Source organism: Pseudomonas sp. BIGb0558, from assembly GCF_024807515.1.
GTDB lineage: Bacteria > Pseudomonadota > Gammaproteobacteria > Pseudomonadales > Pseudomonadaceae > Aquipseudomonas > Aquipseudomonas yamanorum_A.
Genome location: NZ_JANUEW010000007.1, coordinates 165,019 through 178,713, shown reverse-complemented (window position 1 = coordinate 178,713; position 13,695 = coordinate 165,019). Strand labels below are relative to the sequence as shown.

The 13,695-nt window shown below is 61.8% G+C and carries 11 protein-coding genes; 8 read left to right on the top strand and 3 right to left on the bottom strand.

The window, feature by feature from the left end:
* Positions 1-66: 66 nt before the first annotated feature.
* Both M2400_RS12260 and M2400_RS12255 read left to right on the top strand, forming a co-directional pair.
* Positions 67-1,461: an MFS transporter gene (locus M2400_RS12260; protein WP_177046152.1), complete on the top strand. Its 1,395-nt coding sequence runs from the start codon at positions 67-69 to the stop codon at positions 1,459-1,461.
* A gap of 9 nt (positions 1,462-1,470) precedes the next feature.
* Entirely contained in the window at positions 1,471-1,986 is a 516-nt protein-coding gene (locus M2400_RS12255; protein ID WP_177046150.1) for a single-stranded DNA-binding protein, read from the top strand.
* 83 nt (positions 1,987-2,069) lie between these two features.
* On the opposite strand, the gene M2400_RS12250 is transcribed toward M2400_RS12255, so the two are convergent.
* Complete coding sequence (locus tag M2400_RS12250) at positions 2,070-2,894, bottom strand: alpha/beta fold hydrolase (protein WP_177046148.1); 825 nt, start codon at positions 2,892-2,894, stop codon at positions 2,070-2,072.
* A 121-nt stretch (positions 2,895-3,015) separates the two neighbouring features.
* Entirely contained in the window at positions 3,016-3,957 is a 942-nt protein-coding gene (locus M2400_RS12245; protein WP_177078094.1) for a LysR family transcriptional regulator, read from the bottom strand.
* A 103-nt stretch (positions 3,958-4,060) separates the two neighbouring features.
* Here M2400_RS12245 and tam point away from each other — a divergent pair, with 103 nt between their 5' ends.
* Entirely contained in the window at positions 4,061-4,822 is a 762-nt protein-coding gene (gene tam / locus M2400_RS12240) for a trans-aconitate 2-methyltransferase (protein ID WP_177078092.1), read from the top strand.
* Here tam and M2400_RS12235 read toward each other — a convergent pair.
* Complete coding sequence (locus M2400_RS12235) at positions 4,806-5,747, bottom strand: LysR family transcriptional regulator (RefSeq protein WP_259196632.1); 942 nt, start codon at positions 5,745-5,747, stop codon at positions 4,806-4,808. The two genes, tam and M2400_RS12235, sit on opposite strands and share 17 nt — an antisense overlap.
* A 176-nt stretch (positions 5,748-5,923) precedes the next feature.
* Here M2400_RS12235 and M2400_RS12230 point away from each other — a divergent pair, with 176 nt between their 5' ends.
* Genes M2400_RS12230 through M2400_RS12210 form a run of 5 tightly spaced genes read left to right on the top strand, consistent with a single transcriptional unit; the run spans position 5,924 to position 13,683 of the window.
* Positions 5,924-7,597, top strand: coding sequence for a DUF1302 domain-containing protein (locus M2400_RS12230; RefSeq protein ID WP_259196633.1), 1,674 nt, complete (start codon positions 5,924-5,926; stop codon positions 7,595-7,597).
* A 38-nt stretch (positions 7,598-7,635) separates the two neighbouring features.
* Positions 7,636-8,985 (top strand): DUF1329 domain-containing protein, encoded by a 1,350-nt coding sequence (locus M2400_RS12225; RefSeq protein WP_259196634.1) that lies wholly within the window; start codon positions 7,636-7,638, stop codon positions 8,983-8,985.
* Positions 8,985-10,040 (top strand): YCF48-related protein, encoded by a 1,056-nt coding sequence (locus tag M2400_RS12220; protein WP_259196635.1) that lies wholly within the window; start codon positions 8,985-8,987, stop codon positions 10,038-10,040. The genes M2400_RS12225 and M2400_RS12220 overlap by 1 nt, the downstream gene beginning before the upstream one ends.
* Positions 10,037-12,457, top strand: a complete 2,421-nt coding sequence (locus M2400_RS12215; protein WP_259196636.1) for an RND family transporter — start codon at positions 10,037-10,039, stop codon at positions 12,455-12,457. Before M2400_RS12220 ends, M2400_RS12215 begins: the two co-directional genes overlap by 4 nt.
* Positions 12,454-13,683 carry an MFS transporter gene (locus M2400_RS12210; protein WP_259196637.1) on the top strand — a complete coding sequence of 410 codons (1,230 nt, stop codon included), beginning with the start codon at positions 12,454-12,456 and terminating at the stop codon, positions 13,681-13,683. Before M2400_RS12215 ends, M2400_RS12210 begins: the two co-directional genes overlap by 4 nt.
* Positions 13,684-13,695: the final 12 nt, after the last annotated feature.

The window sequence follows — 13,695 nt, the reverse complement described above, 5'->3', positions numbered from 1 at the left end:
CGCCGCATATACCCTCTCAATCGATGGGACTGGTAGAATCGCCGCCGGTTCACACGAGGTTTTTCCATGCACGATCCCCACAGCGAACGCATGAGTGGCAGCGAGACCCGCGCAGCAAGCGGTCTGGCCCTGGTGTTCGCATTCCGTATGCTTGGCATGTTTATGGTGTTGCCGGTGCTGGCGACCTATGGAATGGATCTCGCAGGAGCGACCCCGGCCCTGATCGGCCTGGCGATTGGTGCCTATGGCCTGACCCAGGCGCTGTTTCAGATTCCGTTCGGGATCATTTCCGACCGCATTGGCCGCCGGCCGGTGATCTACCTGGGGCTGATCGTGTTCGCCCTGGGCAGTGTGCTGGCCGCCAATGCCGACTCGATCTGGGGCGTGATCGCCGGCCGGGTCCTGCAAGGCGCGGGGGCGATTTCCGCCGCCGTCATGGCGCTGCTTTCCGACCTGACCCGCGAACAGCACCGTACCAAGGCCATGGCCATGATCGGCATGACCATCGGGCTTTCGTTCGCCGTGGCGATGGTGGTCGGTCCGCTGCTGACTCGCGCGTTCGGCTTGCACGGCCTGTTCCTGGCCACCGGTGGCATGGCGTTGTTCGGCATCGTGATCGTCGCTTTCATGGTGCCGCATTCCACCGGGCCATTGCAGCACCGTGAGTCGGGGGTGGCGAAACAAGCGCTATTGCCCACGCTCAAGCACCCGGACCTGTTGCGCCTGGATTTGGGTATCTTCGTATTACACGCGATGCTGATGTGCAGCTTCGTCGCCTTGCCCCTGGCCCTGGTGCAAAAAGCCGGGCTGCCCAAGGAGCAGCACTGGTGGGTGTACCTCACTGCGCTGCTGATTTCGTTCTTCGCCATGATCCCGTTCATCATCTACGGCGAGAAGAAACGCAAAATGAAACGAGTTCTGCTGGGCGCCGTCGCGACATTGATGCTCACTGAGCTATTCTTCTGGCAGTTCGGCGACAGCCTGCGGGCGCTGGTGATCGGCACGGTGGTGTTCTTCACCGCGTTCAACCTGCTGGAGGCTTCATTGCCGTCGCTGATCAGCAAGGTTTCACCGGCCGGCGGCAAAGGCACGGCGATGGGCGTTTATTCCACCAGCCAGTTCCTCGGTTCTGCACTGGGCGGGATCATGGGTGGCTGGATGTTCCAGCATGGCGGTTTGTCGGTTGTGTTCCTTGGATGCGCCGGGCTGGCTGCACTTTGGCTGGCCTTTGCTGTTACCATGCGCGAACCCCCGTACGTCACAAGCCTGCGTCTGCCGTTATCGCCCGAAGCGATTCGTGAAGCTGGTCTGGTAGAGCGCCTGAAGGCCGTCGTTGGGGTAACAGATGCAGTCGTGGTTGCTGAAGAGGCGGCCATTTACATCAAATTGGACACCGAATTATTGGATCGCGCGACGCTCGAGCAACTGGTCAACCCAGTGCCGACAGCGCGCCCAGCCTAGGAGAACGTTATGGCCCGTGGGGTTAACAAAGTCATATTGGTCGGTACATGCGGCCAGGATCCCGAAGTTCGCTACTTGCCGAACGGTAACGCCGTGACCAACCTGAGTCTGGCGACCAGCGAACAGTGGACCGACAAGCAAACCGGCCAGAAGGTCGAAAAAACCGAATGGCACCGTGTGTCGATGTTCGGCAAGGTTGCAGAGATCGCCGGTGAATACCTGCGCAAAGGTTCGCAGGTCTACATCGAAGGCAAACTGCAAACCCGCGAGTGGGAAAAAGACGGCATCAAGCGTTACACCACCGAAATCGTGGTCGACATGCAAGGCACCATGCAACTGCTGGGCGGCCGTCCACAGGGCGACCAACAGGGCCAGGGCGGCATGTCCAACTCGGCACCGCGTCCACAGCAGTCGCGTCCGCAGCCAACCCAGCAGCCACAGCGTGAGTCGCGTCCAGCGCCACAGCAGGCGGCTCCTCAGCCGGCAGCCGACTTCGACAGCTTTGATGACGATATCCCCTTCTAGGGCATACCGAAGCTAAATGTTGCACACTGAAAAACCGCGCCGCCAACAAGGCCGCGCGGTTTTTTTGTGGGCCACACCCAGCTCTAGGCTTGTGCGAAGCGCAACATATCCTCGTTGGCCTGCTGCTTGTGTGTGTCGGTCAACCCGTGGGGGGCTCCCGGATACACCAGCAACTGGGCGTGGGGGATCAAGCGCTTGCTCTCCAGAGCAGATGCCTGGATGGGTACGATTTGATCATCATCGCCATGGATGATGAGCGTGGGCATAGTGAAGTGGGTCAAATCCTCTCGAAAGTCGGTCTCCGAAAATGCCTTGATGCTGTCAAAGGTGTTTTTGTGCCCGCCCATAACCCCCTGCATCCAGAATGAATTGATCAAGCCTTGCGAGGTTTCGACGCCCGGACGGTTGAAACCGAAGAACGGGCCAGCTGCCACGTCCAGGTAGAGCTGTGAACGGTTGGCGATGGAGTCAGCCCGCATACCGTCAAAGACTTCAATCGGTGTTCCATCGGGATTGCTGGGGGTTTTCAGCATCAGTGGCGTTACGGCGCAGATCAGGCCCGCCTTGGCCACGCGCGCGGTGCCATGGCGGGTGATATAGCGTGCGACTTCGCCGCCTCCTGTGGAAAAACCGAAGAGGATCATGTTCTCCAGATCCAAGTGTTCGATCAGTTCCGCGAGGTCATCTGCATAATGGTCCATGTCATTGCCATCCCACGGCTGACTTGACCGACCATGCCCTCGGCGGTCATGCGCAATTGCGCGAAAACCGTTGTTGGCGAAATGCAGCATCTGCGATTCCCAACTGTCGCTGTTCAGCGGCCATCCGTGGCAAAACACAACGGGCTGCCCGCTGCCCCAGTCCTTGTAGTAGAGATCATTACCTTCACGAGTTTTTAGATAAGCCATGGCGTAGCTCCATTGGATGGATTTGGCTGGGGTTGGCCAGAAAAATCGTCCGTGGACACTGCGCTGGCATTTGTTTTAACGACCATCACAAGGCTAAAGCCTTTACGGGTCGACGATGAGTTTAGTCGGGTTTGTCGAGCGGTGTGCCGTCAGGGCGCGTGTCTTGCGATGCGGCGCTGATGACCAGCGCTCGAAACCTTTCGAGCACCGGCGACGTATCGCCCGTGCGCGTGGCCAGATGCAAAGGCGCCACCAGGCTTTGGCAGTCCGTCAGTTCCCGATACACGATGCCATCTCCGCGCAACCGTCGCATCGACGCTGGCACTATGGATACCCCAAGGCCTGCAGCCACCAGGCTCAGGGTCGCGGTCATGCGCGGCGCCTCCTGTACCACCTGTGGGCTGAATCCGGCTTCACTGCAGGCCACCAGAATGGCGTCATACAAGCCCAACCCCACGCGACGGCGATAAAGCACGAAAGACTCCATCGCCAACGCTGCCAATGGCAGGGGAGATCCGGCATCAAGTGCCAGCGGATGATCCGTGGGCAGCGCCAGCAACATCGGCTCCACCAGAATCGGCTCATCCTGCAACGCCTGCGTTCCACTCAGGGGCGAACGAATAAACGCCGCGTCGAGTTTTTCATGGAGCAACGCGTCCAGCAGTTCGCCGGTGCCGGCTTCTTCCAGCACTACGGAAACACCCACAAAGGTTTCCCGAAACAGGCGCAACACGCTGGGCACAAATGGATGCAAGGCGGCAGAACTGGTAAAGCCAATGGCCAGCCGCCCGCGTTCACCACGGGCGGCGCGGCGCACGATGTCGGCCACACCGTCGACACTGGCCAGAATATGTCGAGCTTCCTCCAGCAAGGCCAAACCCGCCGTGGTCGGGCGCACGCCCCGTGGCAGGCGCTCCATCAGGACCACGCCTAACTCTGCTTCCAGACTTTGCAGCAGGCGCGTCAGGGGCGGCTGCTGCATGCCCAGTCGTTCTGCCGCGCGTGTGATATAGCCTTCTTCGGCAATCGCGACGAAGGCCTTGAGCTGCCTGAGCTCCAGCATAGGAATACTTTTAAGGTATGGGAGATGGTCAATCCTGGCATTTGTTCTCATGGATCACAAGATTTAGGCTGTCGTCACTCCTCACAGAAGAAGGAATGCCGCAATGACCTGGTCAGCCAAGCAATACTCGATGTTCGAACAACAGCGTACCCGTCCCGTCCGGGATCTGGTGGCGGCCATCCCTGATGGCGATGTACGCAGCGCCGTCGACCTGGGATGTGGCCCGGGCAATTCCACCGAGGTGCTGGCCGAGCGTTTTCCGAAGGCATTGGTCACCGGCATGGACAGCTCCGATGACATGCTGGTCGATGCCCGCAAGCGCCTGCCCACCCTGAACTTTGAATTAGCTGACATCGGCGCCTGGAACCCTGCGCAACAATTCGACGTCATCCTCGCCAATGCATCCCTGCAATGGCTGCCTGACCACGCCACGTTGTATCCGCACTTGGTCAATCAACTGACCGAAGGCGGCACCCTGGCAGTGCAGACGCCCGACAATTTGGATGAACCCGCCCACAAGCTGGCGCGGGAAATCGCGGCCGACGGCCCATGGGCTGCCAAGATCGGAGCGGTGAAACACAACGAACGCCATACCGCGAGCTACTACTTTGAGCTGCTGAGCAAGCACTGCTCCACCGTGGACGTTTGGCGCACCACTTACCACCATCCGCTGGCAGGCTCTGCTGCGGTGGTGGAGTGGTTCAAGGGGTCGGCATTGCGCCCGTTCCTGGCGCCCCTGACTGACTCAGAAAAGAGCGCCTTCCTCGATGAGTACCTGGCGCGGATCACCCAGGCCTACCCAGCGCTGGCCGATGGCACCGTGCTGCTGCCATTCCCTCGGCTGTTTATCATCGCGACCCGTTGAACAACCCGGCCACCCGCTCGCTGTATTCCGCCGCCACTTCCTGAAGCAAGTGGCGCATCCAGCGGTGCGCCGGGTCGCTGTCGAGCACTTTGTTCCATAAGGTGAATTCGCGCAGCAGCGGCAGTTCAAAGGGTGGCGCCAATGCGCGCAATGACAGGAAATCGCCATACAGGGTCGCCAGGCTTCGCGGGATCACCGCGACCCGTTGGGTGCCCACCAGCAGATGCGGCACCGTGTTGAAGCTGCTGGTGGTCAACTCGACCCGGCGCGCCTGGCCATAACCCTGAAGGATTTTTTCACTGAAGCTGGGTTCGCGGGCACTGCCGAAGTTGACCGCAATGTGCCCCAGGCCCAGGTATTCCTCCAGGCTGAGCTGATCGCCTACCAGGCTGTTCTGCGACCAGACCACACACTGGTAGTCATCCTCGAATAGCAGCTCTTTGGCATGCAGGTCCGACAGGTACTGATCGGGCATGATCACAAAGTCCACTTCGCCCTGGGTCAGCATCTGGTTGTAGTGATCGGAGGCGTGCTGGATGTCGAGGGTGATGTGCGGCGCCCGTTGCTGCAGGCGCTGGGTCAGCGGGCCGAGAATGACCGTGGTCACAAAGTCGGTGGCGATCAGTTTGAAGTGGCGCTTGCAGGTCAGCGGGTCAAACTCGGGTTTGTTGACGATCGTCGATTGAATATCCAGCAGCACCCGACGCACCGGCTCGGCCAGGCCTTGGGCGAGTGGCGTCGGCAACATCTTGCGCCCCACCTGCACCAGCAACTCATCATCAAAGTAATCGCGCAACCGCGCCAGCAAGCCGCTGGCCGCTGACTGGCTGACGTTCAGGCGCTGCGCTGCGCGCGTGATGTTCTGTTCGGTGAGCAGGGTGTCGAGGACCACCAGCAAATTCAAATCCAGGTGATGAAAACGCATGGCCTTGCCTCCAGATGAGCATGGCGCGTTGTATCACTTTTTTTGGATGGATGGCATCCCGATAATCGATTGTTCGGATTGTTTGGCCCTCCCTATTATCGATTCCAGAAGCGGCAGGAGCGCCGGTTCTCAAAAGACCTTTCAAGACAAAAATAACAAGTCAGAGGTTGGTATTGATGAAACGGGAACGTATGAGCAGCGTCCGGCCGCCTTGCCATTGGGCCACTCTCGCGGCGGCGCTTGCCGCAGTGGGCTGGGTTCATCACGCGGGTGCATTTGAAATCGACACCGGCGATTCAGACTTGCGTCTGCGTTGGGACAACACCCTCAAGTACAACGCTGCCTGGCGCGTCAAAGACCGGGACAGCAAGCTCGTGAGTACGGTCAACCAGGACGACAGCGACCGTAACTTCAACAAAGGCCTGATCTCCAACCGGCTGAATATCCTGTCCGAATTTGATGCGCGCTATAACAACTTCGGCGCCCGCGTCAGTGCGGCCGGCTGGTATGACAGCGTGTATGAAGGCAGCAACGACAACGATTCCCCGGCCACCGCCAATCAGCGGTCAGTCAGCTATGACCACTTCACGGACGACACCCGCAAGCTGCACGGCAGCGACGCCGAGATCCTCGATGCGTTTGTCTTCGGCAAGGGCAACCTGGGCGACCTGCCCACCAGCTTCCGCCTGGGCCGGCACACCGTGCTGTGGGGCGAAAGCCTGTTCTTCGGGGCCAACGGCATTGCGGGCGGGCAAGCACCGGTGGACATCATCAAGGCCACCTCGGTACCCAATACGCCGTTCAAGGAATTGATTCGCCCGGTCAATCAATTCTCCGGGCAGGTCCAGTTGCGGCCGAATGTCTCGGTGGCGGCGTACTACCAGTTTGCGTGGGAAGAGAACCGCATCCCCGCCGTAGGCAGTTATTTTTCCACCTCGGATGTGGTGGGCGAGGGGGGTGAGCGCTTGATTGTGGGTGGCCCGATCGGCCCCAACCAACAACCGCTGGCGTTCTTCCACGGCAAGGACATCAAGGCAGACGACAAGGGCCAGTACGGTCTGTCGCTGCGGTTTTCGCCTGAAGACTGGAACACCGATTTTGGTCTCTATGCGATCCGCTACCACGCCAAGGACCCGATGATTTACACCCGCGCCAATCCCGGCGGGCCCAATCCGTTGACCGGTCAACTGGGCGAATACCAACTGGTGTACGCCGAAGGGATTCGCGCATTTGGCGCCAGCTTCAGCACCTCGGTGGGCGATGCCAACGTTGCCGGTGAAGTCTCGGTACGGCGCAATACGCCGCTGGTGAGCGTGTCCCAGGCCAACCCGACAGGCCTGGGAGACAACGACAGCCATGCCCTGTATGCCGTGGGCAACTCGCTGCACGCCCAGCTCTCCAGCCTCTACTCGTTCAACAGCAATGGCATTTGGGATTCCGCCAGCCTGGCGGGTGAAGTGGCCTGGCACCGGCGCACCAGCATCACCAAAAACGCTGCCGCGCTCGACCCCAACAGCGAACGCGATGCCTGGGGCCTGCGCATGAGTTTCACCCCCAACTTCTTCCAGGTGTACCCCGGCGTCGACCTCAGTGTGCCGCTGGGCCTGGGCTACAACCCGAAAGGGCGCTCGTCGGTGATCAGCAAATTCAACAACGGCGTGGGCGACAAAGGCGGCGATGTGAGCATCGGCCTGCAGCTTGAGTACCTGCAAACCTGGAAGGCCGGCCTCAACTACACGCACTACATCGGCGGCAGCGACAACTTCCTCGATAGCCGTAACGCCAACACCTATGGGCAACCGCTCAAGGACCGCGACTTTATCGCCTTTACCGTCCAGCGATCATTTTGACCGTGGCTGCATAACAACAATAAACAGAGGTGCGTTTCATGAAACTCCAACCGTTGATGCTCGCGGGTCTGTTGGTGGCCGTCGCGCCCGCAGGCTGGGCTGCAACCGACGCCCAGGCCCAGCAACTCAAGGCCACGCTCACCCCCTTGGGCGCCGAGCGCGCCGGCAACGCCGATGGCAGTATTCCCGCGTGGGACAAGGGTTTTACCCAGGTGCCGGCTGGCGTCAACCCGGGCCCGCGCCTGCCGGACTACTTTGCCAGCGACAAACCGCTGTACTCGGTCACCCCGCAAAACGTCGCGCAGTACGCCGACAAGCTCAGCGACGGGCAAAAAGCGCTGTTCGCCAAATACCCGACCTACCGCATCGACGTGTACCCGAGCCGGCGCACCGCCGCCGCGCCCCAATGGGTCTACGACAACACCCTGAAAAACGCCACGGCCGCGCACCTCACCCATGAGGGCAACACCCTGGAAGGCGCCAGTGGCGGCATTCCGTTCCCGATCCCGACCACCGGCGCCGAAGTGATCTGGAACCATCACCTGAGCTGGCGCGGTGTGGCCTGGAAGAACGACTACAACGTGTACGTGATCACCGCCAGCGGCCAGCGCATTCTGTCGGCCACCGTACAGGCGCAGCGCGAGATGCCGTATTACTTCCAGGACGGTAAACCCGAATACAAAGGGGTGTACTGGATGACCCGCCTGGTCAACCTCGGCCCGCCGCAACGTGCCGGTGAAGCCTTGCTGGGCCGTGAGCCGCTGGATTATGCCAACGGCGGCCCGCAATCCTGGGTCTACCTGGCCGGCCAGCGCCGTGTGCGCAAACTGCCGGTGTCGTCTTACGACACGCCCACGCCCACCAGTTCCGGTGTGGCCAACTTCGACGAGGTCTCGGTATTCACCGGCCCGCTCGACCGCTATGACTGGAAGATCGTCGGCAAGCAAGAAATGTTGATTCCCTACAACAGCAACAAGATCCTGCAACCGGCCAAGGACGACGCGATCCTCGGCGAACGTTTCCTCAACCCCGATCACATGCGCTGGGAACTGCATCGCGTGTGGGTGATTGAAGGCAACCTGGTCGCCGGCAAACGCCACAGCATGCCCAAGCGCCGCTTCTACGTAGACGAAGACACCTGGATGGCCGTACTCGGCGACAGCTGGGACGCCAACCACCAATTGTGGCGCACCTACTTTCAACTGCCGTACCTGATGCCGCAATTGCCCGGGCTGGTGCGTGGTTTATACGGCCAATACGACCTGCAGACCGGTGCCTGGATGGCCCACAACGTGGTCACCGAAAAACGCGTGCACAACGATGTGGTTGCACCGTTCCCCGACAGTGACTTCAGCCCGGACGGCCTGGCGGCCGATGGTGTGCGTTGATGCGTGGGCAACCCGTATGGCTGGCGCTGGGCGTGCTGGGCATTTGCCTGGCAGCCCATGCTGCCGAGGCGCCCGTCAGTGATGTACTGCAGCGCCCGGCGTTGCAGGTGGCGGCGCCCACCCAGGCAGTGCTCATCGATATCACCCAGGCTGGAAAACGCCTGGTGGCCGTCGGTGAGCAGGGCTTGATCGTGCTTTCGGACGACGGCGGCCAACACTGGCGTCAGGCCCCGGTGCCCACCAGCGCAAGCCTGACCTCGGTCAGCTTTGCCACCGCCTCGCAAGGCTGGGCAGTGGGGCATGCCGGCGTGGTCCTGCACACCGTGGACGGTGGTGAAAGCTGGCAGCTCCAACTGGACGGCAACGCCGCCGCCCAACGCGTACTCGATGCCGTGCGTGCGGCGCCGGAGGCCTCCGCGCGGCAACTCAAGGTGGCCCAGGGGTTTGTTGCAGACGGTGCCGACAAACCCTGGCTGGCCGTGCATTTCAGCAACGAACGGCAAGGCACTGTGGTGGGGGCTTTCGGCCTGATCCTGCATACCGAAGACGGTGGCGTGAGCTGGCAGTCCTGGGTCGACCGCCTGGACAACCCGGCGGGCAATCACCTGTACGCGATCGCTGTTCAAGGCCCACGGATTTTCGTCGCGGGAGAACAGGGCACGTTGTGGACATCCGCAGACGGCGGCGCGCATTTCTCGCGGTTGCCGAGCCCGTACGACGGCAGTTTTTTTACCCTGAACCTGGCAGCCGATGGTTCGGTTCTGGTGGCGGGATTGCGCGGGAATGTCTGGCGCAGTAGCGATCAGGGCCGGCAATGGCAGGCGGTGAATAACCCGTTCAACAGCAGCGTGGTCGCAGCGCGTTCAACCCGCGCCGGTGTGATGCTCGCTGACCAGAGTGGCCACCTTTTACTCAGCGCCGAGGGCGATGCTTTACGCGAGCAAGGGCTGCCGGCCGTTGGCGCGGTGGCGGCCCTCAGTCAGGCGGGCGACGGCCAGTGGGTCGTGGTGGGCGCGCGCGGCATCAAACGATTGGAACAGGTGAACGGGCAATGACGCATCTTCGTAATCCGCTCGACCTGCGGCGTGGCCCCGAGCACAGTCTTCAGGACTTCGACCGCCATTCCGGCTCGCTGATTGAGCGGGCACTGTTCAACCATCGCAGCCTGGTGCTGTGGCTGTGCCTGCTGTTGACCCTGGGCCTCGGCGCCGCCAGCACCCGCCTTGGGCTCAACGCCAGCTTTGAAAAAATGATCCCCACGGGGCATCCCTACATCGCCAATTACCTGGCCAACCAAAAGGAACTCACCGGGTTGGGCAACGCGGTCCGCATCGCCGTCGAGGCGCCCGGCACCACGATTTACGACGCGCATTACCTGGAGTTGCTGGCCCGTCTTAACGACAAAGTATTTTTGCTGCCGGGTGTCGACCGGCCCTTCATGAAGTCCCTGTGGACCCCCAACATGCGCTGGATGGCGGTGACCGAGGAGGGCGTGGAAGGCGGCCGGGTGATCCCTGATGACTACGACGGTTCGGCCAGCAGCCTGGAAACGGTGCGCCGCAATGCCACGCGCTCCGGTGAGATCGGCCAGACCATCGCCCTGGACGGCCGCTCCAGCCTGATCTTCGTGCCCTTGATGGACATCGATGCGCAAACCGGCAAAGCCCTCGACTACAGCGCGTTGTCCCAACAGCTGGAGCAACTGCGCAGCGAGTTCCAGGCTCAGGGCCTGACGATTCACATCACCGGTTTCATCAAAGTGGTAGGCGACCTGATCGACGGGTTGCGCCAGGTGCTGCTGTTTTTCGCGGCGGCGATTCTGATCGCCACCCTGATGCTCTACGCATTCACCCGCTGCCTGCGCAGCACCTTGCTGGTGATGGCCTGCTCGTTGATTGCGGTGGTCTGGCAACTGGGCCTGGTGGCATTGCTGGGGTTCGAGCTCGACCCCTATTCGGTGCTTGTCCCGTTTCTGGTGTTGGCCATCGGCATGAGCCATGGCGCACAGAAAATGAACGGCATCATGCAAGACATCGGGCGCGGCATGCACCGGCAAGTGGCGGCGCGCTTCACCTTCCGGCGGTTGTTTCTCGCCGGCCTTACCGCCTTGCTGTGTGACGCGGTGGGGTTTGGCGTGTTGATGCTGATCGACATCAGGGTCATCCAGGACCTGGCATTGATCGCCAGCATTGGGGTCGCGGTGCTGGTGTTCACCAACCTGATCCTGCTACCGATTCTCCTCAGCTATTGCGGCGTCAGTGCCCGGGCCGCCGCGCGCAGCCTGCGCAGTGAAGAGGCTGACCGGCACGGGCGCAAGCATCCGTTGTGGGCGTTCCTCGACCGGTTCACCCAGCGCCGTTGGGCCACCGGCACGTTGATGGTCAGTGCATTGCTGGCCGGCGGCGGCTGGTGGGTCAGCCAGCAGTTGCAAGTCGGCGATCTCGACGCCGGCGCCCCGGAGCTGCGGGCCGACTCGCGCTACAACCGCGACAACGGGTTTATGGTCACTCACTACGGCGCCAGCAGCGATGTGTTCGCGGTGATCGTGCGCACACCTGACGGCGCCTGTTCCGACTACACCACCTTGATGCGCGTGGATGCGTTGGAGTGGCGCTTGCGCCAACTGCCGGGCGTGGAGTCCACGGCGTCGCTGGCCAGCCTCAACCGCAGCCTGTTGGTGGGCATGAGCGAAGGCAACCCGAAGTGGTATGACCTGACCCGGAACCAGGCGTTGCTCAACTCCATCACCGGGCGGGCACCGCGTGAGTTGTTCAACCAGAGTTGCAACACCCTCACGCTCTACGCCTACTTGCGTGACCACAAAGCCGTGACGTTGACGCGGCTGGTGAACGAAGTCGAGGCCTTCGCCCAGGCCAATGACACCGCCGACGTGAAGTTCCTGCTGGCGGCCGGTAATGCGGGCATCGAAGCCGCGACCAATATCGTGGTCAAGCAGGCCAATCACGACATGTTGTACTGGGTCTACGGCGCGGTGATCGTGCTGTGCCTGCTGACCTTCCGCTCCCTCGCGGCGGTGGTCTGCGTGATCCTGCCGCTGATGCTCACTTCGATCCTGTGCGAGGTGCTGATGGTGTGGCTGGGCATCGGCGTCAAGGTGGCGACCTTGCCGGTGATCGCCTTGGGCGTCGGCATCGGCGTGGACTACGCGCTGTACGTCATGAGCATTTTGCTGGCGCGGCGCAAGGCGGGTGACAGCCTGTCCCAAGCCTATTACCAGGCGCTGCTGTTCACTGGCAAAGTGGTGATGCTGACGGGTGTAACCCTGGCAGTCGGTGTTGCCACCTGGGCGTTTTCACCGATCAAGTTCCAGGCAGACATGGGCATTTTGCTGGCCTTCATGTTCCTGTTGAACATGCTCGGTGCACTGGTTTTGCTGCCGGCCCTGGCGCATTTCCTGCTGCCTGATGCACCTTCCGAACACCCCATAACAACAATAGGAAACCCCGCATGAACCCGTCCTCGCAAGCTGCCCCCGCGCCTCGCCCGCGCGGATCAGGCCCGTTGTTGTTGCTCGGCAGTTGCCTGCCGATTCTCGGTGGAGTGTTGATTGCCCCGGTGTTGCCACGCATCGCCGAACACTTTTCCGGTACCGCCAATGTGGGGCTGATGGTGCCCATCGTGCTGACGTTGCCGGCGCTGATGATCGCGTTGTTTTCGCCGTTCGCCGGCTGGCTCTCCGACCGCATCGGGCGCAAGCGTCTGCTGGTGCTGGCGATGCTGCTGTATGGCATCTGCGGGCCGCTGCCGCTGGTGCTGGATAACCTCGACGCGATCCTGCTCAGCCGCGCCGGCCTGGGCCTGGGGGAGGCGGCGATCATGACCTGTTGCACCGCGCTGATCGGCGACTACTTCGACGGCCGCGACCGGGTGCAATTACTCTCGTGGCAAACCATTGTCACGTCACTGTCGGCCACCGCGTTTTTCATGCTGGGCGGAATCATCGGCGAGCACGGTTGGCGCCTGCCGTTTGCGGTGTACATCGTGGGCCTGCTGCTTGCTCCGTTGATGCACCTGGCGTTGCGCGAATCGTTGCGGGGCGCCAGCGCGGCGGTCGAGGTAGCGCGCAGCACAGGTTTTCCCTGGCGCTCGCTGTCGGTGATTTGCGGCATGACCGTGCTGGCGTCCCTGGGCTTCTTCATTGTTCCGGTACAAACCGGTTTCCTGCTGGAACACATCGGCATTGATTCGCCGCAGCGCATTGGCATGGCCATCGGCCTGGGCCATTCGGCGGTGTTTGTCGGTGCCCTGTGCTTCCGGCGCCTGAGCCGGTTCGGCCCGGGCTTGCTGCTGGCGCTGGCGTTTGTGGTCTCCGGGATCGGCATTTTGCTGCTGGCCAACGCGGTCGACTACCGCACGGCGGTCATCGCCGTGATGGTCAACGGCCTGGGCGGTGGGCTGGCGTTGCCCACGGTCCTCAGTTGGGCACTCTCCACCCTGAGCTTCGAACACCGCGGCAAAGGCACCGGCCTGTTCAACGCGGGCTTTTTCGGCGGCCAGTTTGCCAGCCCGTTATTGGTCATGGCGTTGTCCGGTGTGTCCGATGGGCGTGTAGGCGCGGTGGCCATGGTCGGCTGGGGATTGCTGCTGGCGGCCCTGGTTTCGCTGATCGCACCGAGGCTGGCCGGCGTGCGGCTGCTTGATCCGATTCAAGTGTCGGACGACATGGTCCTGCATTAACCGTTTTACTCC